Consider the following 23,672-nt stretch of genomic DNA (forward strand, 5'->3'; position numbering starts at 1 on the left):
CCCATGTGAGAGTAGGTCATCGTCAAGATTAAATTCCAGAAACCCTCATCGCTTACGCGTTGAGGGTTTTTGTTTTTCTGCTGCACAAAAACTGCCATGAAAATACGTTTTCGTTTCTATGCAGCATGCCTCTGCGTGGCTATTATGCGTGCCTCATTGCCGGGCGACTCCAAATGCTGACCTTGTTAAAGCTTCTTGCCGATGGTGCATTTCATTCTGGACAGGTATTAGGCAATGCCCTCGGCATAAGCCGCAGTGCGGTCTGGAAGCAGCTTCAGCAGCTTGAAGCTGACCTGGGCCTAGAGGTGCATAAAGTGCGCGGACGGGGTTATCGACTGGCAACGCCTATTTCGCTTTTAAGCCCCGCTGGCATAGCTCAGTGCGGATTCCCCGCCAGCTGGTCTGTACGCACTTACGACACTATCGACTCAACCAATGCAGAGGCCACGCGTCTGATTGCTCACGGGGCTCCCATGCCTTTACTGGTGGTGGCCGAGCAGCAAACCTCGGGAAGGGGGAGGCGGGGTCGAAAGTGGGTAAGTCCATTTGCCGAGAACCTTTATTACAGTCTGGTCCTGCGCATTGATGGTGGAATGCGTCAGCTGGAAGGTCTCAGCCTTTTGGTCGGATTGGCTGTGATGAACGTACTGCGCGACATTGGGGTTCAAGGCGCGGGCCTGAAATGGCCTAATGATGTATTGGTCGGAAGACAGAAGATTGCTGGCATTTTGCTCGAGCTTGTTGGGGATCCGGCAGACGTTTGTCATGTGATCATCGGGATAGGGGTGAACGTGAACATGCGGTCATCGAGCGAAGTGGATCAACTATGGACGTCGATTCGACTCGAAACGGGCAGCCTTGCTGATCGGAATCGGATTGCAGCCCTTATAAGCAGTCAGCTTGAGTCTCTTCTGGCAGTTCATCGCAAAGAAGGCTTCGTGGCTTTTCAGGATGAGTGGGAGCGCGGACATTTGTGGCAGGGAGCTGCTGTCAGATTGCTTTCAGGCGCTGAGGCAGTTGAAGGGGTAGTGTTGGGGGTCGACTCGCTTGGAGCGTTGCGTTTGGAAGTGAATGGGGTAGAAAAGAGCTTTAGTGGTGGCGAGCTCAGCCTGAGGTTGCGAGATGATTCTTGAGCTCGACTGTGGCAACAGCTTCATCAAGTGGCGGATAACGGCGAAGAACGATGCGGCAGTGATTAGCGGCGGCGTTGTGGACTCCGATGCTGCCTTGCTGATGCACTTGAGTAATCTGCCTGACACATCATTCACTGACTGCCGTCTGGTGAGTGTGCGTAGTGCCGAAGAAACGGCGAGGCTTGTCTTTTTGCTGGCTGACACCTTTTCCGTTGCGCCTGTCTGCGCGGAACCTGCTCAAGAGCTTGCTGGCGTGATAAATGGCTATGACGACTTCGCGCGTCTGGGGCTGGACCGCTGGCTGGCTTTCGTAGGTGCTTACCATATCGCCAGAAGCGCGTGCCTGGTGATTGACCTGGGAACTGCTGTGACGTCTGATTTTGTCGACGCCGGTGGTGCGCATCTCGGTGGCTTTATCTGTCCTGGAATGCCCTTGATGCGCAATCAGTTGCGTACCCATACCCGTCGCATCAGATATGACGACACAGAGGCTGAAAAAGCCCTGGCCCGTCTTGTTCCTGGGCGTGCGACTGCAGAGGCTGTAGAGCGCGGCTGCTCGTTGATGCTTCGTGGTTTTGCATTGACTCAGATGGAGATAGCGCAGGGGTACTGGGGCAATGATTTTACTATTTTTGTGACTGGTGGGGATGCAGCACTGGTTGCGGATGTGCTGCCGGGGGCTCGTATTGTTCCTGATCTGGTCTTCGTGGGTCTGGCTCTGGCTTGCCCTTTGCGTTGAGGTCTCTATGCGTTGGTTATTTCTTCTGCTGTTGATGCTTAATGCCTTTTATTACCTCTGGCATCAGCAGGAGGCTCCCCTCAGGGCCAAAGAGGTAATGCCATTGTCATTGCATCGCGCTTCCCAGCAGGATATTCGTCTGCTTAGCGAGTCGGATGCGGGGCGCACGTCGCGTGATGCTGACACGAGGTGTCTTTATGTCGGTGGCTTTGCCAGGCAAGAGGATGCTCGGCTGGTGGAGCAGCGCTTGAACAGTCTGGATATCCAGTCTCAATTTCAGTCGTTGCAAACGAATGGGGCGACGGCCTACTGGTTAAGGATTGCCCCGGAAAGCCGACGTCTTGTGGAGGCAGGTGTGATCAATCAATTGAGTCAGGATTTCCCACAATTAAAAAATCAAATAATGTCGTGCGAGGGCATTGCAACTGCTGAGTAGTTTACATAGAATGGCGCCCGCTTCGCAGCGAGGTGAAAGTCTCGCGAACGGGGTGGTAGTAGTCAACGCATGTAACCTCAGGTTTTTACTGAGAAAAAGGTTGACAGAAGGGCGGCATGAGTTGAGAATGCTGCCTCGCTTAGGAGGGGTTCCCGAGCGGCCAAAGGGATCAGACTGTAAATCTGACGTCTACGACTTCGAAGGTTCGAATCCTTCCCCCTCCACCAGATTTAGCGCGATCTGCAAATTGCGCGGGTATAGTTTAGTGGTAGAACCTCAGCCTTCCAAGCTGATGATGCGGGTTCGATTCCCGCTACCCGCTCCAGGTTTGTGGTTCATGCATTGTGTTTTGCTCTTGTAGCTCAGTTGGTAGAGCACACCCTTGGTAAGGGTGAGGTCAGCGGTTCAAATCCGCTCAAGAGCTCCATTGCTAAAGGCAGATATGAAAATATCTGCCTTTGTTTTAGGTGGTTGCGCTGTGCGTGATCCGCTTGAAGCTTGTTCGGAGTGCGTCACCTGTAAGGCGCTCCCTGAATAAGGTGTTGAAAAACTCTCGTCAGGTCCGCATAATGGTCGGCCTGATTTTGCTTTTAGGTCAGTAGCTCAATTGGCAGAGCGACGGTCTCCAAAACCGTAGGTTGGGGGTTCGATTCCCTCCTGACCTGCCAGATTTCCTAGATGTAATCTGGCTTTCTTTTCACAGGATCTCCGTAGATGAATCCCAAGGCTGAAGCATCAGACTCTCGCTTTGATATGCTGAAGTGGCTCCTGGTAGTCGTTTTGGTTGTCGTGGGTGTTGTCGGTAATCAGTATTATTCTGCTGAGCCGATCCTGTACCGCGTTCTTGCTCTCCTTGTGATTGCTGCTGCAGCTGCATTTGTCGCCCTGCAGACCGGTAAGGGTAAAGCCTTCTTCGTTTTGGCGAAAGAAGCTCGCGCTGAGATTCGTAAAGTCGTATGGCCTACTCGCCAAGAAACCACTCAAACCACGTTGATCGTTGTGGCAGTTGTGCTGGTTATGGCGTTGCTGTTGTGGGGGCTTGATTCCCTACTCGGCTGGCTTGTTTCCTTGATAGTTGGCTAAGGGTGTCCCGTGGCTAAGCGTTGGTACGTAGTGCATGCTTACTCGGGTTACGAGAAGCATGTCATGCGCTCGTTGATCGAGCGTGTGAAGCTGGCAGGCATGGAAGATGGCTTCGGCGAAATTCTGGTTCCCACTGAAGAAGTGGTTGAAATGCGTAATGGCCAGAAACGCAAAAGCGAACGCAAGTTCTTCCCAGGTTATGTGCTTGTTCAGATGGACATGAATGAGGGTACTTGGCACTTGGTCAAGGACACCCCGCGTGTCATGGGGTTCATCGGCGGTACCGCAGATAAGCCTGCTCCGATCACTGACAAAGAGGCAGAAGCAATTCTGCTTCGCGTTGCTGATGGTAGCGACAAGCCGAAGCCGAAAACGCTGTTCGAGCCGGGTGAGGTTGTTCGTGTCACCGACGGTCCGTTCGCCGATTTCAATGGCACGGTTGAAGAAGTTAACTACGAAAAGAGCCGGATTCAAGTGGCGGTGCTCATTTTCGGACGCTCTACCCCGGTAGAGCTAGAGTTCAGTCAGGTCGAAAAGGCATAACTGAGCTGGAATCCCATACCCCGCAGCCCAAGGCTGTGGGGTTTTTTCGTCACTGGGATATACGCGTAAGTAACCGGGGAGCCTTTATTGGCGCTTGAACCCGTAATTGGAGTGCCTCATGGCCAAGAAGATAACCGCATACATCAAGCTGCAAGTGAAAGCCGCTCAGGCTAACCCAAGCCCGCCAGTTGGTCCTGCTCTGGGTCAGCACGGTGTGAACATCATGGAATTCTGCAAAGCGTTCAACGCCCGTACTCAGGGTATTGAGCCAGGCTTGCCGACTCCAGTGATCATCACTGTATACAGCGACCGTAGCTTCACTTTCGAAACAAAAAGTACCCCTGCATCGGTTCTGCTGAAGAAAGCTGCAGGCTTGACCAGCGGCTCGGCTCGCCCGAACACCGTTAAAGTTGGCACCGTGACTCGTGCTCAGCTGGAAGATATCGCTAAAGCAAAAAACGCGGATCTGACTGCAGCTGACATGGAGGCGGCCGTGCGTACTATCGCCGGTTCCGCTCGTAGCATGGGCCTTAACGTGGAGGGTGTGTAATGGCTAAGCTGACCAAGCGTCAAAAGGCAATCGCCAGCAAGATCGAAGCTGGTAAGTCTTACAATTTCGTAGACGCCGCAGCCCTGCTGACCGAGCTGTCGACCGTCAAGTTCAGCGAGTCTGTAGACGTTGCTGTTAACCTGGGTGTCGATCCTCGTAAGTCCGACCAGGTTGTTCGTAGCGCTACCGTACTGCCGCACGGCACTGGTAAAACTGTACGCGTTGCAGTGTTCACCCAGGGCCCTGCTGCTGAAGCTGCTCTGGCTGCCGGTGCTGATCGCGTTGGTATGGACGATCTGGCTGCTGAAATGAAAGCGGGCGATCTGAACTATGACGTCGTTATCGCTTCCCCGGACGCAATGCGCGTTGTGGGTCAGTTGGGTCAGGTTCTCGGTCCTCGTGGTCTGATGCCTAACCCGAAAGTCGGCACCGTTACTCCTGACGTGGCTAACGCCGTCAAGAACGCCAAGGCTGGTCAGGTTCGTTATCGCACCGACAAAAACGGCATCATCCACACTTCCGTTGGCAAGGTCGGTTTCGACGCTGTCAAGCTGAAGGAAAACGTTGAAGCCCTGATCGCTGACCTTAAGCGTATCAAGCCTGCTTCTTCGAAAGGTATTTACGTCAAGCGCATCACCCTGAGCACCACTATGGGCCCAGGCCTGGTCATCGACCAGGGTTCGTTGGAAGCGTAAGACAGAAGCGGTGCGGTTTTGACGCCGTACCGTTTGAAAGATTGGGGTCCCTGCCTGGCGGGGGCTATCCAAGACCGTAGGCGACGCAAGTCTTAAACCTCAAGCCTACGCAGATGGTGCTCCCGGTTCCTTACCGAATCAGACACCAAAACGACATCTGACTCCGGTCGGATGAAACGGTAACAAGCAGGAGTTAAACCCGTGGCAATTAAACTCGAAGACAAGAAGGCCATCGTCGCTGAAGCCAACGAGGCTGCCAAAGCTGGTCTGTCCGCTGTCGTGGCTGATGCCCGTGGTGTGACGGTCGGCGCTATGACCGGACTCCGTAAAGAGGCTCGTGAAGCTGGCGTTTACGTACGTGTTGTACGTAACACCCTGCTCAAGCGCGCTGTTGCTGACACTGAATTCAGTGTCCTCAACGACGTGTTCACTGGCCCGACCTTGATTGCGTTCTCCAACGAACATCCTGGCGCTGCTGCCCGTCTGTTCAAGGAATTCGCCAAAGGTCAGGACAAGTTCGAGATCAAGGCAGCTGCGTTCGAGGGCAAGTTCCTCGCAGCTAATCAGATCGATGTACTGGCAAGCCTGCCGACCCGTAACGAAGCAATTTCTCAGCTGATGAGCGTGATTCAAGGCGCTACCAGCAAGTTGGCTCGTACTCTGGCGGCTGTTCGCGACCAAAAAGAAGCAGCTGCAGCCTAAGGCTGAGTCAGATCTTTTCGCGTATTTTTGTTTATTTTGATGGTCGCGTAGGCCGTCCCCCAATTCAGGAAATTGAGTCATGTCCATCTCTCAAGACGATATCCTTAACGCCGTAGCTGAAATGTCCGTTCTGCAGGTTGTAGAGCTGATCAAGGCGTTCGAAGAGAAGTTCGGCGTTACCGCTGCTGCCGGTTCGGCTGGTCCAGCTGTTGCTGCTGCTGTTGTTGAAGAACAAACTGAATTCAACGTCATGCTGCTGGAAGCTGGCGAGAAGAAAGTTAACGTGATCAAGGCAGTACGTGAACTGACCGGTCTGGGCCTGAAAGAAGCCAAGGCAGTCGTTGACGGCGCGCCAGCAATGGTTCTGGAAGCTGTTGCCAAAGACGCAGCTGACAAAGCCAAAGCTACTCTGGAAGAAGCAGGCGCTAAAGTCGAGCTGAAATAAGCATCGACTTTGAGTGTCCAGCCCACGCGATTAGCGAAAGGCTGATGGCTGGTGGCTTTTGCCACCGGCCTTTTTCCGTTATAGACGATTGGCGCTGTCAACGTTTGTAATGTGCGGTATCCACCGATGGCGGTGGCGCAAACCAAGGGGTTTGCAAGATTTTCTGGCTGCTTCCGTCGGGAGGGAGCCAAACAAGCAGGTGACCAAGCTGGGGAACGCTGATGGCTTACTCATATACTGAGAAAAAACGTATCCGCAAGGACTTTAGCAAGTTGCCGGACGTAATGGATGTGCCGTATCTCTTGGCCATCCAGCTGGATTCGTATCGCGAATTCCTGCAGGCGGGAGCGACCAAAGATCAGTTCCGCGACGTCGGTCTGCATGCAGCCTTCAAATCCGTTTTCCCGATCATCAGCTACTCCGGCAATGCTGCGCTGGAGTATGTAGGTTATCGCTTGGGCGAACCGGCATTTGATGTCAAGGAATGCGTGCTGCGCGGTGTGACTTACGCAGTACCTCTGCGGGTCAAGGTCCGTCTGATCATTTTCGACAAAGAATCGTCGAACAAAGCGATCAAGGACATCAAAGAGCAAGAAGTCTACATGGGTGAAATCCCCCTGATGACTGAAAACGGTACCTTTGTAATCAATGGCACCGAGCGCGTTATCGTGTCTCAGCTTCACCGCTCGCCTGGCGTATTCTTCGACCACGACCGTGGCAAGACGCACAGCTCCGGTAAGCTGCTTTACTCCGCTCGTATCATTCCTTACCGCGGTTCGTGGCTGGACTTCGAGTTCGATCCGAAAGACTGCGTATTCGTCCGTATCGACCGTCGTCGCAAACTGCCTGCATCCGTACTTCTGCGCGCTCTGGGTTATACCACCGAGCAAGTGCTCGATGCTTTCTACACCACCAACGTATTCCATGTGCGCGGCGAAAACCTGAGCCTGGAACTGGTGCCTCAGCGCCTGCGTGGTGAAATTGCCGTTCTGGATATTCTGGACGACAAGGGCAAGGTCATTGTCGAGCAGGGTCGCCGTATTACCGCTCGTCACATCAACCAGCTGGAAAAAGCCGGGATCAAAGAGCTGGAAGTGCCTCTGGACTACGTCCTGGGTCGTACTACTGCCAAGGTCATCGTGCATCCGGCAACCGGTGAGATCATTGCCGAGTGCAACACCGAGCTGAACACTGAAATCCTGGCCAAGATCGCCAAGGCTCAGGTCGTTCGCATCGAAACGTTGTACACCAACGACATCGACTGCGGTCCGTTCGTCTCTGACACGCTGAAGATCGACTCCACCAGCAACCAGCTGGAAGCGCTGGTCGAGATCTATCGCATGATGCGTCCTGGCGAGCCGCCAACCAAGGATGCAGCCGAAACGCTGTTCAACAACCTGTTCTTCAGTCCTGAGCGTTATGACCTGTCTGCTGTAGGTCGGATGAAGTTCAACCGTCGTATCGGTCGTACCGAAATCGAAGGTTCGGGTGTGTTGTGCAAGGAAGACATCGTAGCGGTCCTCAAGACCCTCGTTGATATCCGTAACGGCAAAGGCATCGTCGATGACATCGACCACCTCGGTAACCGTCGCGTTCGTTGCGTTGGCGAGATGGCCGAGAACCAGTTCCGTGTAGGTCTGGTCCGTGTCGAGCGCGCTGTCAAAGAACGTCTGTCCATGGCAGAAAGCGAAGGCTTGATGCCTCAGGACCTGATCAACGCCAAACCTGTTGCGGCGGCGGTCAAGGAGTTCTTCGGTTCCAGCCAGCTGTCCCAGTTCATGGACCAGAACAACCCGCTGTCCGAGATCACGCACAAGCGTCGTGTTTCCGCGCTCGGCCCTGGCGGTCTGACGCGTGAGCGCGCCGGCTTTGAAGTTCGAGACGTTCACCCGACTCACTACGGCCGTGTTTGCCCGATCGAGACGCCTGAAGGTCCGAACATCGGTCTGATCAACTCCCTGGCGGCCTATGCCCGCACCAACCAGTACGGCTTCCTCGAGAGCCCGTACCGTGTGGTCAAGGAAGGTCTGGTCACCGAAGAAATCGTCTTCCTTTCGGCGATCGAAGAAGCAGACCACGTCATTGCTCAGGCTTCGGCTGCAATGAACGACAAGCAAGAGCTGATCGACGAGCTGGTTGCTGTGCGTCACTTGAACGAATTCACCGTCAAGGCACCAGCCGATGTCACCCTGATGGATGTTTCGCCCAAGCAGGTTGTGTCGGTAGCCGCATCGCTGATCCCGTTCCTCGAGCACGATGACGCCAACCGCGCATTGATGGGTTCGAACATGCAGCGTCAGGCTGTACCGACCCTGCGTGCCGACAAGCCGCTGGTAGGTACTGGCATGGAGCGCAACGTTGCCCGCGACTCCGGCGTTTGCGTCGTGGCTCGTCGTGGCGGCGTGATCGACTCTGTCGACGCCAGCCGTATCGTTGTTCGCGTTGCTGATGACGAAGTAGAAACAGGTGAAGCAGGTGTAGACATCTACAACCTGACCAAATACACCCGTTCGAACCAGAACACCTGCATCAACCAGCGTCCTCTGGTGAGCAAGGGTGACCGTGTTCAGCGTAGCGACATCATGGCTGACGGTCCGTCCACCGATATGGGTGAGCTGGCTCTGGGTCAGAACATGCGCATCGCGTTCATGGCCTGGAACGGTTTCAACTTCGAAGACTCCATCTGCCTCTCCGAGCGTGTAGTTCAAGAAGACCGCTTCACAACGATCCACATTCAGGAACTGACCTGTGTGGCTCGTGACACCAAGCTTGGGCCTGAAGAGATCACCGCCGACATCCCGAACGTGGGTGAAGCGGCTCTGAACAAGCTGGACGAAGCCGGTATCGTTTATGTAGGTGCCGAAGTTGGCGCTGGTGACATCCTGGTGGGCAAGGTCACTCCGAAAGGCGAGACCCAGCTGACTCCGGAAGAAAAACTGTTGCGCGCGATTTTCGGTGAGAAAGCAAGCGACGTTAAAGATACTTCCCTGCGCGTGCCGACCGGCACCAAGGGTACTGTCATTGACGTTCAGGTCTTCACCCGTGATGGCGTCGAGCGTGATGCGCGTGCCCTGTCCATCGAGAAGTCGCAACTCGACGAGATCCGTAAGGATCTGAACGAAGAGTTCCGTATTGTCGAAGGCGCTACTTTCGAACGTCTGCGCTCTGCGCTGGTGGGCCGTGTAGCTGAAGGCGGCGCTGGCCTCAAAAAGGGCCAGGAGATCACCAACGAAGTGCTCGACGGTCTTGAGCATGGTCAGTGGTTCAAACTGCGCATGGCTGAAGATGCTCTGAATGAGCAGCTTGAGAAAGCTCAGGCCTACATCGTTGATCGTCGCCGTCTTCTGGATGACAAGTTCGAAGACAAGAAACGCAAACTGCAGCAAGGCGATGACCTGGCTCCAGGCGTTCTGAAAATCGTCAAGGTCTACCTGGCAATCCGTCGTCGCATCCAGCCGGGCGACAAGATGGCCGGTCGTCACGGTAACAAGGGTGTGGTCTCCGTGATCATGCCGGTTGAAGACATGCCGCACGATGCCAATGGCACGCCGGTCGATATCGTCCTCAACCCGCTGGGCGTACCTTCGCGTATGAACGTTGGTCAGATTCTCGAAACTCACCTGGGCCTCGCGGCCAAAGGTCTGGGCGAGAAGATCAACCGCATGCTTGAAGAGCAGCGTAAAGTTGCTGAGCTGCGTAAGTTCCTCAACGAGATCTATAACGAAATCGGCGGTCGTCAGGAGTCTCTGGAAGACCTCACCGACAACGAGATTCTGGACCTCGCGAAGAACCTGCGTAACGGCGTACCGATGGCTACCCCGGTTTTCGACGGTGCCAAGGAAAGCGAAATCAAGGCAATGCTCAAGCTGGCAGATATGCCGGAAAGCGGCCAGATGCAGCTGTTCGACGGTCGTACCGGCAACAAGTTTGAACGTGCTGTAACGGTTGGCTACATGTACATGCTGAAGCTGAACCACTTGGTGGACGACAAGATGCACGCGCGTTCCACTGGTTCGTACAGCCTGGTTACCCAGCAGCCGCTGGGTGGTAAGGCACAGTTCGGTGGTCAGCGTTTCGGGGAGATGGAAGTGTGGGCGCTGGAAGCATACGGCGCGGCGTACACTCTGCAGGAAATGCTCACAGTGAAGTCGGACGATGTGAACGGTCGTACCAAGATGTACAAAAACATCGTGGACGGCGATCACCGTATGGAGCCGGGCATGCCCGAGTCCTTCAACGTGTTGATCAAAGAAATCCGTTCGCTCGGTATCGATATCGATCTGGAAACCGAATAACACGTGACGCGAATCGGGGGCAGGGCGGTATTGCCTGCTCCCTGCTCCGCCAGGAGGAAAAGCCTTGAAAGACCTACTGAATTTGCTGAAAAACCAGGGTCAAGTCGAAGAGTTCGACGCAATCCGTATCGGACTTGCATCGCCTGAGATGATCCGCTCTTGGTCGTTCGGTGAAGTTAAAAAGCCGGAAACCATCAACTACCGTACGTTCAAGCCTGAGCGTGACGGTCTGTTCTGCGCCAAGATCTTTGGCCCGGTAAAAGATTACGAGTGCCTGTGCGGTAAGTACAAGCGCCTGAAGCACCGTGGTGTCATCTGCGAAAAATGCGGTGTTGAAGTAGCACTGGCCAAGGTTCGTCGCGAGCGCATGGCTCACATCGAGCTGGCTTCGCCGGTTGCTCACATCTGGTTCCTGAAATCGCTGCCGTCCCGTATCGGTTTGCTGATGGACATGACCCTGCGTGATATCGAACGTGTTCTCTACTTCGAGAGCTATGTCGTTATCGATCCAGGCATGACTACCCTTGAAAAAGGTCAGCTGCTGAACGACGAGCAATACTTCGAAGCCCTCGAAGAGTTCGGTGATGACTTCGACGCCCGCATGGGTGCCGAGGCTGTCCGCGAACTGCTGCACGCTATTGATCTGGAGCACGAAATTGGCCGTCTGCGTGAAGAAATTCCGCAAACCAATTCCGAAACCAAAATCAAGAAGCTGTCCAAGCGTCTGAAATTGATGGAAGCCTTCCAGGGTTCCGGCAACCTCCCTGAGTGGATGGTGCTGACCGTTCTGCCGGTTCTACCGCCAGATCTGCGTCCTCTGGTTCCGCTTGACGGTGGCCGTTTCGCGACGTCCGACCTCAACGATCTGTATCGTCGAGTGATCAACCGTAACAACCGTCTGAAGCGTCTGCTGGATCTGTCTGCTCCCGACATCATCGTGCGCAACGAAAAGCGCATGCTGCAGGAAGCGGTCGATGCGCTGCTCGACAACGGTCGTCGCGGTCGTGCGATCACGGGTTCGAACAAGCGTCCTCTGAAGTCCCTGGCTGACATGATCAAGGGTAAGCAGGGTCGTTTCCGTCAGAACTTGCTCGGTAAGCGCGTTGACTACTCGGGCCGTTCGGTAATTACCGTAGGTCCGACCCTGCGTCTGCACCAGTGCGGCCTGCCGAAAAAAATGGCTCTCGAGCTGTTCAAGCCGTTCATTTTCGGCAAGCTGGAAATGCGTGGCCTGGCCACGACCATCAAAGCTGCCAAGAAGATGGTCGAGCGCGAGCTGCCAGAGGTCTGGGACGTTCTTGCTGAAGTAATTCGCGAACACCCGGTGCTTCTGAACCGCGCGCCAACGCTTCACCGTCTGGGCATCCAGGCGTTTGAACCAGTACTGATCGAAGGTAAGGCTATTCAGCTGCACCCGCTGGTCTGTGCTGCGTACAACGCCGACTTCGACGGCGACCAGATGGCCGTTCACGTACCTTTGACGCTGGAAGCTCAGCTCGAAGCGCGTGCACTGATGATGTCGACCAACAACATTCTGTCGCCAGCCAACGGTGAGCCAATCATCGTTCCTTCGCAGGACGTTGTACTGGGTCTGTATTACATGACTCGTGAAGCGATCAACGCCAAGGGCGAAGGTCGTGTGTTTGCGGACCTGCAGGAAGTCGACCGCGTATTCCGCGCCGGCGAAGCGGCTCTGCATGCCAAGGTCAAGGTTCGTATCCACGAAACGGTCAACGACCGTGACGGTGGCAGCGTCAAGAACACCCGTATCGTCGACACCACTGTCGGCCGTGCGCTGCTGTTCCAGGTGGTTCCGGCCGGCCTGTCCTACGACGTCGTCAACCAGCCCATGAAGAAGAAGGCGATCTCCAAGCTGATCAACCAGTGCTACCGCGTGGTTGGTTTGAAAGAGACCGTGATCTTCGCTGACCAGTTGATGTACACCGGTTTTGCCTACTCGACCATTTCGGGTGTTTCCATCGGCGTTAACGACTTCGTTATCCCGGATGAAAAAGCTCGCATCATCGACGCGGCCACCGAAGAAGTTAAAGAGATCGAAAGTCAGTACGCCTCCGGCCTGGTAACCCAGGGCGAGAAGTACAACAAGGTGATCGACCTCTGGTCCAAGGCCAACGACGAAGTGTCCAAGGCAATGATGTCGAACCTCTCGAAAGAGAAGGTCATCGATCGTCATGGCGTCGAAGTTGACCAGGAATCCTTCAACTCGATGTACATGATGGCTGACTCCGGTGCGCGTGGTTCTGCTGCCCAGATTCGTCAGTTGGCTGGTATGCGTGGTCTGATGGCCAAGCCTGACGGCTCCATCATCGAAACGCCGATTACTGCGAACTTCCGTGAAGGTTTGAGCGTACTTCAGTACTTCATCTCCACTCACGGTGCTCGTAAGGGTCTTGCGGATACCGCACTGAAAACCGCTAACTCCGGTTATCTGACTCGCCGTCTGGTAGACGTTGCTCAGGATCTGGTCGTTACCGAGGTGGATTGCGGTACCGAGCACGGTCTGCTGATGACTCCGCACATTGAAGGCGGTGACGTTGTAGAGCCGCTGGGTGAGCGCGTACTGGGTCGGGTTATCGCCCGTGACGTGTTCAAGCCGGGCACAGAAGACGTCATCGTTCCTGCTGGTACACTGGTAGACGAGAAGTGGGTCGAGTTCATCGAGCTGAACAGCATCGACGAAGTGATCGTTCGCTCGCCAATCAGCTGTGAAACGCGCTACGGCATCTGTGCCAAGTGCTACGGTCGCGACCTGGCTCGCGGTCACCAGGTTAACATCGGTGAAGCTGTCGGCGTAATCGCTGCACAGTCGATCGGTGAGCCGGGTACCCAGCTGACAATGCGTACGTTCCACATTGGTGGTGCGGCAAGCCGGACCTCGGCAGCCGACAGCGTTCAGGTGAAGAATGGCGGTACTGTCCGTCTTCACAACCTGAAGCACGTTGAGCGTGTTGACGGTCACCTGGTTGCGGTATCCCGCTCCGGTGAACTGGCCATCGCTGATGACTTCGGTCGCGAGCGTGAGCGTTACAAGCTGCCATACGGTGCAGTGATTTCGGTGAAGGAAGGCGACAAGGTCGACGCTGGTTCGATCGTGGCCAAGTGGGATCCGCACACTCACCCAATCGTTACCGAGATGAAAGGTACTGTTACCTACGTCGGCATGGAAGAAGGCATCACGATCAAGCGTCAGACAGACGAATTGACCGGTATGACCAACATTGAAGTGCTTGACGCCAAAGACCGTCCGGCTGCCGGCAAGGACATCCGTCCTGCTGTGAAGATGGTCGGCCTGGATGGCAAGGATCTGCTGTTGCCGGGTACTGACGTACCTGCTCAGTACTTCCTGCCGGCCAACGCCCTGGTCGGTGTGGCTGACGGTGCGCAGATCGCGATCGGTGATGTTATCGCTCGTATTCCGCAGGAAACTTCGAAGACTCGTGACATCACCGGTGGTCTGCCGCGTGTTGCCGACCTGTTCGAAGCCCGTCGTCCGAAAGAGGCATCGATCCTTGCAGAAGTCAGCGGTACCATCGCATTCGGTAAAGAGACCAAGGGCAAGCGCCGTCTGGTCATTACCCCGAACGACGGTAGCGATCCGTACGAAGAGCTGATTCCGAAGTGGCGTCACCTGAACGTCTTCGAAGGCGAACAAGTGAACCGCGGCGAAGTTATCTCCGACGGTCCTAGCGATCCACACGACATCCTGCGTCTGCTGGGTGTGAGTGCGCTGGCCAAGTACATCGTCAACGAGATTCAGGATGTATACCGCCTGCAAGGCGTGAAGATCAACGACAAGCACATCGAGACGATTCTGCGTCAGATGTTGCGCAAGGTTGAAATTGCCGAGTCTGGCGATTCCAGTTTCATCAAGGGCGACCAGATGGAATTGACTCACGTACTGGTAGAAAACGAGCGTCTGAGCACGGAAGACAAGTTTGTCTCCAAGTTCACTCGCGTGTTGCTGGGTATCACCAAGGCATCGCTGTCCACCGAGTCGTTCATCTCCGCGGCCTCCTTCCAGGAGACAACCCGCGTGCTGACCGAGGCGGCTGTGACTGGCAAGCGCGATTATCTGCGCGGCCTGAAGGAAAACGTGGTTGTGGGTCGTCTGATCCCGGCCGGTACCGGTCTGGCTTATCACAGCGAGCGCAAGCGTCGTCGTGAAATGGACAAACCGACCCGTGTCAGCGCGAGCGAAGTAGAAGCCGCTCTGACTGAAGCGTTGAACTCCAGCGGTAATTGAGACTAAAGCCTCGGCGTTTTCATCTGGCAGACAGCACGTTTTCGTGTTGTTTGCCTCTTGAGGATGTCGGGGCTTTGTCTTGACTGGGGGCGGGATCCTCTTTAGACTCTTGTACCCCTAAATTTGGCGGGGCTTGTGCCCTGTCATTTGCTTTTCTTGTAAGACAATAGCGTCGCAAGACAACAGTGGAGCTAGTAGATGGCAACTATCAACCAGCTGGTACGTCAGCCGCGTAAGCGTATCGTCGAGAAATCCGACGTGCCTGCGCTGCAGAACTGCCCGCAACGTCGCGGTGTGTGCACTCGTGTGTATACCACCACGCCGAAAAAACCTAACTCGGCATTGCGTAAAGTCTGCCGTGTGCGCCTGACCAACGGTTTCGAGGTTTCCTCGTACATCGGTGGTGAAGGTCACAACCTGCAAGAGCACAGCGTGGTACTGATCCGTGGCGGTCGTGTAAAAGACTTGCCAGGTGTTCGTTATCACACCGTTCGTGGTTCTCTGGATACTTCCGGCGTTAAAGGCCGTAACCAGGGTCGCTCGAAATACGGTACCAAGAAGCCTAAGTAGTTTTTGGCTTCTGTGTGAAATTGCAGATTTCTATTTTTCTGAGTCGATAAGAGTAAGGTCGGGCGCATCCCTTGCAGGATGGTGGTCCCGAGCTAACCTGAAGACCGTTTGAGGGCTTATCCATGCCAAGAAGACGCGTAGCAGCCAAGCGCGAAGTGCTTGACGATCCAAAATACGGCAGCCAGATCCTGGCCAAGTTCATGAACCACGTTATGGAAAGCGGCAAGAAAGCCGTTGCCGAGCGTATCGTTTATGGCGCGCTGGAAAAGGTTAAAGAACGCAAGAACAGCGACCCCCTGGAAATCTTCGAGAAAGCTCTCGACGCCATCGCTCCGCTGGTCGAAGTAAAGTCGCGCCGTGTAGGCGGTGCTACTTACCAGGTTCCTGTCGAAGTTCGTCCGTCCCGTCGTAATGCTCTGGCAATGCGTTGGCTGGTAGACTTCGCGCGCAAGCGCGGTGAGAAGTCAATGGCGCTGCGTTTGGCTGGCGAACTGCTGGACGCCGCCGAAGGTAAAGGTGCTGCGGTCAAGAAGCGTGAAGACGTGCACCGTATGGCTGAGGCCAACAAGGCTTTCTCGCACTACCGCTTCTAATTTCAGCGTCACTAATTTTGCGAGGGCTTTATGGCTCGTACTACTCCGATTGGCCGCTACCGTAACATTGGTATCGTTGCTCACGTGGATGCTGGTAAAACCACCACCACCGAGCGCGTCCTTTTTTACACCGGCAAAAGCCACAAAATGGGCGAGGTGCATGACGGCGCCGCGACCACGGACTGGATGGTTCAGGAGCAGGAGCGTGGTATTACCATTACTTCTGCTGCTATTACTGCCTTCTGGCAGGGTTCCGAGAAGCAACACAAAGACCAATACCGTTTCAACGTTATTGACACCCCGGGCCACGTTGACTTCACCATTGAAGTTGAGCGTTCCCTGCGTGTACTCGACGGCGCGGTCGTTGTGTTCTGTGGCACTTCCGGCGTAGAGCCGCAGTCCGAAACCGTATGGCGTCAGGCCAACAAGTACGGTGTTCCACGTATCGTTTACGTGAACAAGATGGACCGTGCTGGTGCAAACTTTCTGCGCGTAATCGCTCAGATCAAGCAGCGTCTGGGCCACACCCCGGTGCCGATCCAGTTGGCCATTGGTGCCGAAGACAACTTCCAGGGTCAGATCGATCTGATGTCCATGGAAGCTGTTTACTGGAACGATGCCGACAAGGGTATGGTTCCACGTCGTGAGCCTATCCCTGCTGAACTGCAGGAGCTGGCTGACGAGTGGCGCAGCAACATGGTTGAGGCTGCTGCCGAAGCCAGTGAAGAGCTGATGAACAAGTACCTCGAAGGTGAAGAGCTCACCAACGAGGAAATCAAGGCTGCTCTGCGTCAGCGTACTATCGCTGGTGAGATCGTTCTTGCTGTTTGCGGTTCTTCCTTCAAGAACAAGGGTGTTCCCCTGGTTCTAGACGCCGTGATCGACTACCTGCCGGCTCCGACCGACATTCCAGCTATCAAGGGTTCCGATCCTGATAACGAAGAAGTCCTGATGGAGCGTCATGCAGACGACAACGAGCCGTTCTCGGCTTTGGCGTTCAAGATCGCTACCGACCCATTCGTGGGTACCTTGACTTTCGTCCGCGTTTACTCGGGCGTGTTGGCATCCGGCGACGGCGTGATCAACTCGGTGAAAGGCAAGAAAGAGCGTGTGGGTCGTATGGTGCAAATGCACGCAAACGCCCGCGAAGAAATCAAGGAAGTTCGCGCTGGTGACATCGCGGCCTTGATCGGCATGAAGGACGTCACCACTGGTGAAACCTTGTGCAACGCTGACAAGCCAATCATCCTGGTTCGCATGGACTTCCCGGAGCCGGTTATTTCGGTTGCCGTTGAGCCAAAAACCAAGGATGACCAGGAAAAAATGGGTATCGCTCTGGGCAAGCTTGCTCAGGAAGACCCTTCTTTCCGCGTCAAGACTGATGAAGAGACTGGTCAAACGATCATCTCTGGCATGGGCGAGCTGCACCTGGACATCCTGGTTGACCGGATGCGCCGTGAGTTCAACGTCGAAGCCAACATCGGCAAGCCTCAGGTTTCCTATCGTGAGCGCATCACGAAGAATTGTGAAATCGAAGGCAAGTTCGTTCGTCAATCCGGCGGTCGTGGCCAGTTCGGTCACTGCTGGATCCGTTTTGCACCTGCTGACGAAGGTCAGGAAGGTCTGCAATTCGTAAACGAAGTGGTAGGTGGTGTTGTTCCCAAGGAATACATCCCGGCTATCCAGAAGGGTATCGAAGAGCAGATGAAGAACGGCGTTGTTGCCGGCTATCCGCTGATCGGCCTGAAGGCTACCGTGTTTGATGGTTCCTACCATGACGTCGACTCGAACGAGATGGCGTTTAAGGTGGCTGCTTCCATGGCGACCAAGCAACTGGCCCAGAAGGGCGGTGGTGAGTTGCTTGAGCCGATCATGGCGGTAGAGGTTGTTACGCCTGAAGACTATATGGGTGACGTGATGGGCGACCTTAACCGTCGTCGCGGCATGATCCTGGGTATGGAAGATACGGTGTCCGGCAAAGTAATTCGTGCCGAGGTTCCGTTGGGTGAGATGTTCGGTTATGCGACCGACGTTCGCTCCATGTCCCAAGGTCGCGCAAGCTACTCTATGGAATTCAAAAAATACAATACAGCTCCGTCGCACATCGTCGAAACTGTAACCAAAAAACAAGGCTGATTCAGCGCCTTTAGGCTAGGAGTTATTTGTCGTGGCTAAAGAAAGATTTGATCGTTCCCTCCCGCACGTCAACGTTGGCACCATTGGTCACGTTGACCACGGTAAAACCACGCTGACCGCTGCTCTGACTCGCGTCTGCTCCGAAGTTTTCGGTTCGGCTCGTGTTGACTTCGACAAGATCGACAGCGCACCGGAAGAAAAAGCTCGTGGTATCACCATCAACACTGCGCACGTTGAATACAACTCGCTGACCCGTCACTACGCTCACGTTGACTGCCCAGGTCACGCTGACTACGTGAAGAACATGATCACCGGTGCTGCCCAGATGGACGGCGCTATCCTGGTTTGTTCGGCTGCTGATGGTCCGATGCCACAAACTCGTGAGCACATCCTGCTGTCCCGTCAGGTAGGCGTTCCGTACATCGTGGTCTTCCTGAACAAGGCTGACCTGGTAGACGACGCTGAGCTGCTGGAACTGGTTGAGATGGAAGTGCGCGATCTGCTGAGCACTTACGATTTCCCGGGCGACGACACTCCGATCATCATCGGTTCTGCTCGTATGGCTCTGGAAGGCAAGGACGACAACGAAATGGGCACCACTGCCGTTCGTAAACTGGTTGAAACACTGGACAGCTACATCCCAGAGCCAGTTCGTCTGACCGACAAGCCATTCCTGATGCCAATCGAAGACGTGTTCTCGATCTCCGGTCGCGGTACTGTTGTGACTGGTCGTGTTGAGCGCGGTATCGTCAAGGTTCAGGATCCACTGGAAATCGTTGGTCTGCGTGACACTACCGTCACCACCTGCACCGGTGTTGAAATGTTCCGCAAACTGCTCGACGAAGGTCGTGCTGGCGAGAACTGCGGCGTTCTGCTGCGTGGTACCAAGCGTGACGACGTTGAGCGTGGCCAGGTTCTGGTCAAGCCAGGCACCGTCAAGCCGCACACTCAGTTCGAAGCTGAAATCTACGTTCTGAGCAAAGAAGAAGGCGGTCGTCACACTCCGTTCTTCAAAGGCTACCGTCCACAGTTCTACTTCCGTACTACCGACGTAACTGGTAGCTGCGAACTGCCGGAAGGCGTAGAAATGGTTATGCCAGGTGATAACGTTAAAGTTTCCGTTACCCTGATCAAGCCAATCGCAATGGAAGACGGTCTGCGTTTCGCAATCCGTGAAGGCGGTCGTACCGTCGGCGCTGGCGTCGTGGCCAAAATCATCGCGTAAGCGTTGATTCCCAAAAAGAGCCCCCGCAACGNNGGGGGGCTTTTTTATTGGGTTGACACCTAGTGAGGTCGTCTATAGAATTGCGCCTCCTTTTAACGGGCGTATTGCGCTCGGTGGGAACAGCAATCTGGAGTCTGAATCCAATGCAAAACCAGCAAATCCGTATCAGGTTGAAGGCTTTTGACCATCGCCTGATCGACCAATCAACCCAGGAAATCGTGGAAACCGCGAAACGTACTGGTGCACAGGTGCGTGGTCCGATTCCACTGCCGACTCGTAAAGAGCGGTTCACCGTTCTGGTTTCTCCGCACGTCAACAAAGACGCGCGCGACCAGTATGAGATCCGTACTCACAAGCGTGTTCTGGACATTGTTCAGCCAACGGAAAAAACCGTTGATGCGCTTATGAAGCTTGATCTTGCGGCCGGTGTGGAAGTTCAGATCAGCCTCGGCTAAGACTTGGGTCTTAGTCGTGTAACGCTCTGAAATGGGCGGCCATAGCGGGTGAAAGCCCCGTACACTCATGAGGTTTACAACATGACTATTGGTGTAGTCGGTCGTAAATGCGGTATGACCCGTATTTTCACCGAAGAAGGTGTCTCCATTCCGGTCACGGTCATTGAGATCGAGCCGAATCGCGTCACTCAGTTCAAAACCGAAGAAACCGATGGCTATCGTGCAGTGCAAGTCACTGTCGGCGAGCGTCGTGCTTCGCGTGTTACAGCCGCTCAGGCTGGCCACTTCGCTAAGGCGAACGTTGCCGCCGGTCGTACCGTCATGGAATTCCGTCTTGAAGAAGGCGACTACCAGGCTGGCGATCAGATCAACGCTGAAATCTTCGCCGCTGGTCAACTGGTTGATGTAACCGGTCAGTCCAAGGGTAAAGGCTTCCAGGGTACGATCAAGCGTTGGAATTTCCGTGGTCAAGACAATACCCACGGTAACTCCGTCTCCCACCGCGTCCCAGGCTCTATCGGCCAGTGCCAGACTCCTGGTCGTGTATTCAAGGGCAAAAAAATGTCCGGTCATATGGGCGCTGAGCGCGTGACCGTGCAGTCCCTGGAAGTAGTGCGCGTGGACGCTGAACGCAATCTGTTGTTGGTCAAGGGTGCTGTTCCTGGCGCTACTGGCGGCAACCTGGTTGTACGTCCGGCAGCCAAGGCTCGCGGTTAAGGGGGAAGCTGACATGCAATTAAATGTAAATGACGCTCAGGCAATCGAAGTTTCCGAACTGACATTTGGCGGCGAATTCAACGAGACGCTGGTTCACCAGGCAGTCGTGGCCTACATGGCTGGCGGTCGTCAGGGCAGCAAGCAGCAAAAGACCCGTTCCGACGTTCGTGGTGGCGGTAAGCGCCCTTGGCGTCAGAAAGGTACTGGCCGTGCTCGTGCCGGTACTATCCGTAGCCCAATCTGGCGTGGCGGCGGTACCACTTTCGCAGCTCGTCCTCAGGATCACACTCAGAAGCTCAACAAGAAGATGTATCGCGCTGCTTTGCGCTCCATCCTTGCTGAACTGGTTCGTACTGATCGTCTGGTCGTGGTTCAGGACTTCGCTGTTGAAGCACCGAAAACCAAAGATCTGCTGAACAAGCTGACTGGCATGGGCCTGACTGACGTCCTGATCGTGTCTGACGCTGTTGACCAGAATCTGTACCTGGCTGCTCGTAACCTGCCACACGTTGATGTACGTGATGTTCAAGGTTCCGATCCAGTTAGTCTGATCGCATACGACAAGGTGTTGATCACCGTGTCGGCCGTGAAGAAATTCGAGGAGCTGCTGGGATGAACCAGGAACGCGTATTTAAAGTTCTGCTTGGCCCGCACGTTTCCGAAAAGGCTACGGTTCTTGCAGACAAAAAAGGTCAGTTCGTTTTCAAGGTTGCTACTGACGCAACCAAGCTGGAAATCAAGAAGGCCGTCGAAAGCCTGTTCAGCGTGAAAGTAGAGCGTGTTACTACCCTGAACGTTCTGGGTAAGAGCAAGCGCACTGCTCGCGGTCTGGGCAAGCGTAATGACTGGAAGAAGGCAGTTATCTCCCTTCAGCCAGGCCAAGATCTCGATTTCAGCAGCAGTGCTGAGTAAGGAAGGGGTGCATCATGGCAATCGTTAAATGCAAACCGACTTCCCCTGGCCGCCGTTTTGTGGTCAAGGTGGTCAACCAGGAGCTGCATAAAGGCGCTCCTCACGCACCGCTGCTCGAGAAAAAATCGAAGTCTGGTGGTCGTAACAACAATGGTCGTATTACTACCCGTCATATCGGTGGTGGCCATAAGCAGCATTATCGTCTGGTCGACTTCCGTCGCAACGACAAGGATGGCATCGCTGCCACCGTCGAGCGTATCGAATACGATCCAAATCGTACTGCTCACATTGCTCTGCTGCTTTACGCAGACGGCGAGCGCCGCTACATCATCGCCCCTAAAGGCGTGAGTGCTGGCGACCAGCTGATTGCAGGTGCTCTGGCACCAATCAAGCCGGGCAACGCTCTTCAACTGAGCAACATTCCAGTTGGTAGCACCGTACACGGCATCGAACTGAAGCCAGGTAAAGGCGCACAGATCGCTCGTTCCGCTGGTGCCTCGGCACAGCTGATCGCTCGTGAAGGCGTGTACGTAACCCTGCGTCTTCGCTCCGGTGAAATGCGTAAAGTACTGTCTGAGTGCTGTGCAACGCTGGGCGAAGTCTCGAATTCCGAGCACAGCCTTCGTTCGCTGGGTAAAGCGGGTGCCAAACGCTGGCGTGGCGTTCGCCCAACCGTTCGTGGTGTTGCCATGAACCCGGTTGACCACCCACATGGTGGTGGTGAAGGTCGTACCTCTGGTGGTCGTCATCCGGTATCGCCGTGGGGCTTCCCGACTAAGGGCGCGAAGACTCGTGGTAATAAGCGTACCGACAAAATGATCGTCCGTCGTCGCAAGTAAATAGAGGGATACGACAGTGCCACGTTCTCTGAAAAAAGGTCCTTTTATTGATCTTCACCTACTGAAGAAGATCGAAGTGGCGGCGGAAAAGAACGATCGCAAACCAGTTAAAACCTGGTCGCGTCGTTCGATGATCCTGCCACAAATGGTCGGTCTGACCATTGCAGTGCATAACGGTCGTCAACATGTTCCAGTTCTCGTGAACGAAGACATGGTCGGCCATAAACTAGGCGAGTTTGCCGGTACCCGCACATATCGTGGGCACGTGGCAGACAAGAAAGCCAAGCGTTAAGGGGTAAGGAACGATGGAAGTAGCCGCTAAGTTGTCGGGCGCTCGAATCTCCGCCCAGAAAGCCCGCTTGGTCGCCGACCAGATCCGCGGGAAGAAGGTGGGCGAAGCGCTCAACCTGTTGGCTTTCAGCAGTAAGAAAGCCGCCGAGATCCTGAAGAAAGTGCTGGAGTCGGCTGTAGCCAACGCCGAGCATAACGAAGGCGCAGACGTTGATGACCTTAAGGTCTCCACCGTTTTCGTCAACGAAGGGCGTTCGCTGAAGCGCATCATGCCACGTGCTAAAGGCCGTGCTGATCGCATCGTCAAGCGGTCTTGCCATATCACTGTCAAGGTTGCTGACAAGTAACGGAGTCGAAGAGATGGGTCAGAAAGTACATCCCATTGGCATTCGCCTGGGAATCGTCAAGGAGCACACCTCCGTCTGGTACGCAGACGGTCGGACTTATGCGGACTATTTGTTCGCTGATCTGAAAGTGCGTGAGTACCTCCAAGACAAATTAAAAAGCGCGTCCGTCAGCCGTATCGATATCCATCGTCCGGCTCAGACAGCACGTATCACCATCCACACCGCTCGTCCAGGTATCGTTATCGGGAAGAAAGGTGAAGATGTTGAGAAACTGCGTCAGGACCTGACCAAGCAAATGGGTGTGCCTGTGCACATCAATATCGAAGAGATCCGTAAGCCGGAGCTCGACGGTATGCTGGTTGCGCAGAGCGTAGCTCAGCAGCTGGAGCGTCGTGTAATGTTCCGTCGCGCTATGAAGCGCGCTGTTCAGAACGCCATGCGCATTGGTGCCAAAGGCATCAAAATCCAAGTGAGCGGTCGTCTCGGCGGTGCTGAAATCGCACGTACTGAATGGTATCGCGAAGGTCGTGTGCCACTGCACACCCTGCGTGCCGACATCGACTATGCCAACTACGAAGCTCACACCACTTACGGTGTGATCGGTGTAAAGGTTTGGATCTTCAAAGGCGAAGTAATTGGTGGTCGCCAAGAAGAACTGAAACCACAAGCACCAGCGCCTCGTAAAAAAGCTGCTAAGTAAGG

23 protein-coding genes and 4 tRNA genes are annotated in these 23,672 nt (G+C 54.8%); all 27 read left to right on the forward strand.

Features of this window, described 5'->3' with window-relative positions:
- Nucleotides 1-173 precede the first annotated feature (173 nt).
- The 27 genes from birA (at nt 174) to rpsC (ending at nt 23,670) form a co-directional block, all read left to right on the forward strand.
- A complete protein-coding gene (gene birA, locus ALO64_RS05570) occupies nt 174-1,133 on the forward strand; it encodes a bifunctional biotin--[acetyl-CoA-carboxylase] ligase/biotin operon repressor BirA (protein ID WP_005734050.1) in 960 nt (319 codons plus the stop codon).
- Nucleotides 1,123-1,872: a pantothenate kinase gene (locus ALO64_RS05575; RefSeq protein ID WP_005734049.1), complete on the forward strand. Its 750-nt coding sequence runs from the start codon at nt 1,123-1,125 to the stop codon at nt 1,870-1,872. The genes birA and ALO64_RS05575 overlap by 11 nt, the downstream gene beginning before the upstream one ends.
- A 7-nt stretch (nt 1,873-1,879) precedes the next feature.
- Nucleotides 1,880-2,308 (forward strand): hypothetical protein, encoded by a 429-nt coding sequence (locus ALO64_RS05580; RefSeq protein WP_005734048.1) that lies wholly within the window; start codon nt 1,880-1,882, stop codon nt 2,306-2,308.
- A gap of 142 nt (nt 2,309-2,450) precedes the next feature.
- Nucleotides 2,451-2,535, forward strand: a tRNA-Tyr gene (locus tag ALO64_RS05585).
- Nucleotides 2,536-2,559: 24 nt separating this feature from the next.
- Nucleotides 2,560-2,633, forward strand: a tRNA-Gly gene (locus tag ALO64_RS05590).
- Between the two features lie 26 nt (nt 2,634-2,659).
- A tRNA-Thr gene (locus tag ALO64_RS05595) sits at nt 2,660-2,735 on the forward strand.
- A gap of 165 nt (nt 2,736-2,900) precedes the next feature.
- Nucleotides 2,901-2,976: transfer RNA gene (locus tag ALO64_RS05600), tRNA-Trp, on the forward strand.
- A gap of 46 nt (nt 2,977-3,022) precedes the next feature.
- On the forward strand, nt 3,023-3,391 hold the full coding sequence (gene secE, locus ALO64_RS05605) for a preprotein translocase subunit SecE (RefSeq protein WP_002555502.1): 369 nt from the start codon (nt 3,023-3,025) through the stop codon (nt 3,389-3,391).
- Between the two features lie 9 nt (nt 3,392-3,400).
- Nucleotides 3,401-3,934 carry a transcription termination/antitermination protein NusG gene (gene nusG / locus ALO64_RS05610; protein ID WP_044344046.1) on the forward strand — a complete coding sequence of 178 codons (534 nt, stop codon included), beginning with the start codon at nt 3,401-3,403 and terminating at the stop codon, nt 3,932-3,934.
- 118 nt (nt 3,935-4,052) lie between these two features.
- A complete protein-coding gene (rplK, locus tag ALO64_RS05615; RefSeq protein WP_002555500.1) occupies nt 4,053-4,484 on the forward strand; it encodes a 50S ribosomal protein L11 in 432 nt (143 codons plus the stop codon).
- A complete protein-coding gene (gene rplA / locus ALO64_RS05620; RefSeq protein ID WP_002555499.1) occupies nt 4,484-5,179 on the forward strand; it encodes a 50S ribosomal protein L1 in 696 nt (231 codons plus the stop codon). The genes rplK and rplA overlap by 1 nt, the downstream gene beginning before the upstream one ends.
- Nucleotides 5,180-5,380: 201 nt before the next feature.
- Nucleotides 5,381-5,881, forward strand: a complete 501-nt coding sequence (gene rplJ / locus ALO64_RS05625) for a 50S ribosomal protein L10 (RefSeq protein ID WP_044344045.1) — start codon at nt 5,381-5,383, stop codon at nt 5,879-5,881.
- Nucleotides 5,882-5,960: 79 nt separating this feature from the next.
- Nucleotides 5,961-6,326, forward strand: a complete 366-nt coding sequence (rplL, locus tag ALO64_RS05630; protein ID WP_002555497.1) for a 50S ribosomal protein L7/L12 — start codon at nt 5,961-5,963, stop codon at nt 6,324-6,326.
- 221 nt (nt 6,327-6,547) lie between these two features.
- Nucleotides 6,548-10,621, forward strand: coding sequence for a DNA-directed RNA polymerase subunit beta (gene rpoB / locus ALO64_RS05635; protein ID WP_003317110.1), 4,074 nt, complete (start codon nt 6,548-6,550; stop codon nt 10,619-10,621).
- 64 nt (nt 10,622-10,685) lie between these two features.
- Nucleotides 10,686-14,885: a DNA-directed RNA polymerase subunit beta' gene (rpoC, locus tag ALO64_RS05640; RefSeq protein ID WP_002555495.1), complete on the forward strand. Its 4,200-nt coding sequence runs from the start codon at nt 10,686-10,688 to the stop codon at nt 14,883-14,885.
- Nucleotides 14,886-15,083: 198 nt separating this feature from the next.
- Nucleotides 15,084-15,455 carry a 30S ribosomal protein S12 gene (gene rpsL / locus ALO64_RS05645; RefSeq protein ID WP_002555494.1) on the forward strand — a complete coding sequence of 124 codons (372 nt, stop codon included), beginning with the start codon at nt 15,084-15,086 and terminating at the stop codon, nt 15,453-15,455.
- Between the two features lie 122 nt (nt 15,456-15,577).
- Nucleotides 15,578-16,048, forward strand: a complete 471-nt coding sequence (gene rpsG / locus ALO64_RS05650) for a 30S ribosomal protein S7 (RefSeq protein WP_002555493.1) — start codon at nt 15,578-15,580, stop codon at nt 16,046-16,048.
- Nucleotides 16,049-16,078: 30 nt separating this feature from the next.
- Nucleotides 16,079-18,184, forward strand: a complete 2,106-nt coding sequence (gene fusA / locus ALO64_RS05655; RefSeq protein ID WP_004666356.1) for an elongation factor G — start codon at nt 16,079-16,081, stop codon at nt 18,182-18,184.
- Nucleotides 18,185-18,215: 31 nt separating this feature from the next.
- Nucleotides 18,216-19,409, forward strand: coding sequence for an elongation factor Tu (gene tuf / locus ALO64_RS05660; RefSeq protein WP_005734043.1), 1,194 nt, complete (start codon nt 18,216-18,218; stop codon nt 19,407-19,409).
- Nucleotides 19,410-19,552: 143 nt separating this feature from the next.
- A complete protein-coding gene (gene rpsJ, locus ALO64_RS05665) occupies nt 19,553-19,864 on the forward strand; it encodes a 30S ribosomal protein S10 (protein ID WP_002555491.1) in 312 nt (103 codons plus the stop codon).
- Nucleotides 19,865-19,945: 81 nt separating this feature from the next.
- Nucleotides 19,946-20,581: a 50S ribosomal protein L3 gene (gene rplC / locus ALO64_RS05670; RefSeq protein ID WP_002555490.1), complete on the forward strand. Its 636-nt coding sequence runs from the start codon at nt 19,946-19,948 to the stop codon at nt 20,579-20,581.
- A 13-nt stretch (nt 20,582-20,594) separates the two neighbouring features.
- Nucleotides 20,595-21,197 (forward strand): 50S ribosomal protein L4, encoded by a 603-nt coding sequence (gene rplD, locus ALO64_RS05675; protein WP_002555489.1) that lies wholly within the window; start codon nt 20,595-20,597, stop codon nt 21,195-21,197.
- Entirely contained in the window at nt 21,194-21,493 is a 300-nt protein-coding gene (gene rplW, locus ALO64_RS05680; RefSeq protein ID WP_002555488.1) for a 50S ribosomal protein L23, read from the forward strand. The genes rplD and rplW overlap by 4 nt, the downstream gene beginning before the upstream one ends.
- A 14-nt stretch (nt 21,494-21,507) precedes the next feature.
- Nucleotides 21,508-22,332, forward strand: coding sequence for a 50S ribosomal protein L2 (rplB, locus tag ALO64_RS05685; RefSeq protein ID WP_044344044.1), 825 nt, complete (start codon nt 21,508-21,510; stop codon nt 22,330-22,332).
- A gap of 16 nt (nt 22,333-22,348) precedes the next feature.
- On the forward strand, nt 22,349-22,624 hold the full coding sequence (rpsS, locus tag ALO64_RS05690) for a 30S ribosomal protein S19 (RefSeq protein ID WP_002555486.1): 276 nt from the start codon (nt 22,349-22,351) through the stop codon (nt 22,622-22,624).
- A gap of 13 nt (nt 22,625-22,637) precedes the next feature.
- Entirely contained in the window at nt 22,638-22,970 is a 333-nt protein-coding gene (rplV, locus tag ALO64_RS05695) for a 50S ribosomal protein L22 (protein WP_002555485.1), read from the forward strand.
- 13 nt (nt 22,971-22,983) lie between these two features.
- Nucleotides 22,984-23,670 (forward strand): 30S ribosomal protein S3, encoded by a 687-nt coding sequence (rpsC, locus tag ALO64_RS05700; protein ID WP_003176422.1) that lies wholly within the window; start codon nt 22,984-22,986, stop codon nt 23,668-23,670.
- Nucleotides 23,671-23,672: the final 2 nt, after the last annotated feature.

The sequence above is a fragment of the Pseudomonas meliae genome, assembly GCF_001400515.1.
Lineage (GTDB): Bacteria > Pseudomonadota > Gammaproteobacteria > Pseudomonadales > Pseudomonadaceae > Aquipseudomonas > Aquipseudomonas amygdali.

Excerpts from the sequence above, each read along its gene's own strand:
- birA (WP_005734050.1), top strand. The coding sequence starts at position 174 with ATGCTGACCTTGTTAAAGCTTCTTGCCGATGGTGCATTTCATTCTGGA.
- ALO64_RS05575 (WP_005734049.1), top strand. The coding sequence starts at position 1,123 with ATGATTCTTGAGCTCGACTGTGGCAACAGCTTCATCAAGTGGCGGATA.
- ALO64_RS05580 (WP_005734048.1), top strand. The coding sequence starts at position 1,880 with ATGCGTTGGTTATTTCTTCTGCTGTTGATGCTTAATGCCTTTTATTAC.
- secE (WP_002555502.1), top strand. The coding sequence starts at position 3,023 with ATGAATCCCAAGGCTGAAGCATCAGACTCTCGCTTTGATATGCTGAAG.
- rplK (WP_002555500.1), top strand. The coding sequence starts at position 4,053 with ATGGCCAAGAAGATAACCGCATACATCAAGCTGCAAGTGAAAGCCGCT.
- rplA (WP_002555499.1), top strand. The coding sequence starts at position 4,484 with ATGGCTAAGCTGACCAAGCGTCAAAAGGCAATCGCCAGCAAGATCGAA.
- rplL (WP_002555497.1), top strand. The coding sequence starts at position 5,961 with ATGTCCATCTCTCAAGACGATATCCTTAACGCCGTAGCTGAAATGTCC.
- rpoB (WP_003317110.1), top strand. The coding sequence starts at position 6,548 with ATGGCTTACTCATATACTGAGAAAAAACGTATCCGCAAGGACTTTAGC.
- rpsL (WP_002555494.1), top strand. The coding sequence starts at position 15,084 with ATGGCAACTATCAACCAGCTGGTACGTCAGCCGCGTAAGCGTATCGTC.
- rpsG (WP_002555493.1), top strand. The coding sequence starts at position 15,578 with ATGCCAAGAAGACGCGTAGCAGCCAAGCGCGAAGTGCTTGACGATCCA.
- fusA (WP_004666356.1), top strand. The coding sequence starts at position 16,079 with ATGGCTCGTACTACTCCGATTGGCCGCTACCGTAACATTGGTATCGTT.
- rpsJ (WP_002555491.1), top strand. The coding sequence starts at position 19,553 with ATGCAAAACCAGCAAATCCGTATCAGGTTGAAGGCTTTTGACCATCGC.
- rplC (WP_002555490.1), top strand. The coding sequence starts at position 19,946 with ATGACTATTGGTGTAGTCGGTCGTAAATGCGGTATGACCCGTATTTTC.
- rplD (WP_002555489.1), top strand. The coding sequence starts at position 20,595 with ATGCAATTAAATGTAAATGACGCTCAGGCAATCGAAGTTTCCGAACTG.
- rplW (WP_002555488.1), top strand. The coding sequence starts at position 21,194 with ATGAACCAGGAACGCGTATTTAAAGTTCTGCTTGGCCCGCACGTTTCC.
- rplB (WP_044344044.1), top strand. The coding sequence starts at position 21,508 with ATGGCAATCGTTAAATGCAAACCGACTTCCCCTGGCCGCCGTTTTGTG.
- rplV (WP_002555485.1), top strand. The coding sequence starts at position 22,638 with ATGGAAGTAGCCGCTAAGTTGTCGGGCGCTCGAATCTCCGCCCAGAAA.
- rpsC (WP_003176422.1), top strand. The coding sequence starts at position 22,984 with ATGGGTCAGAAAGTACATCCCATTGGCATTCGCCTGGGAATCGTCAAG.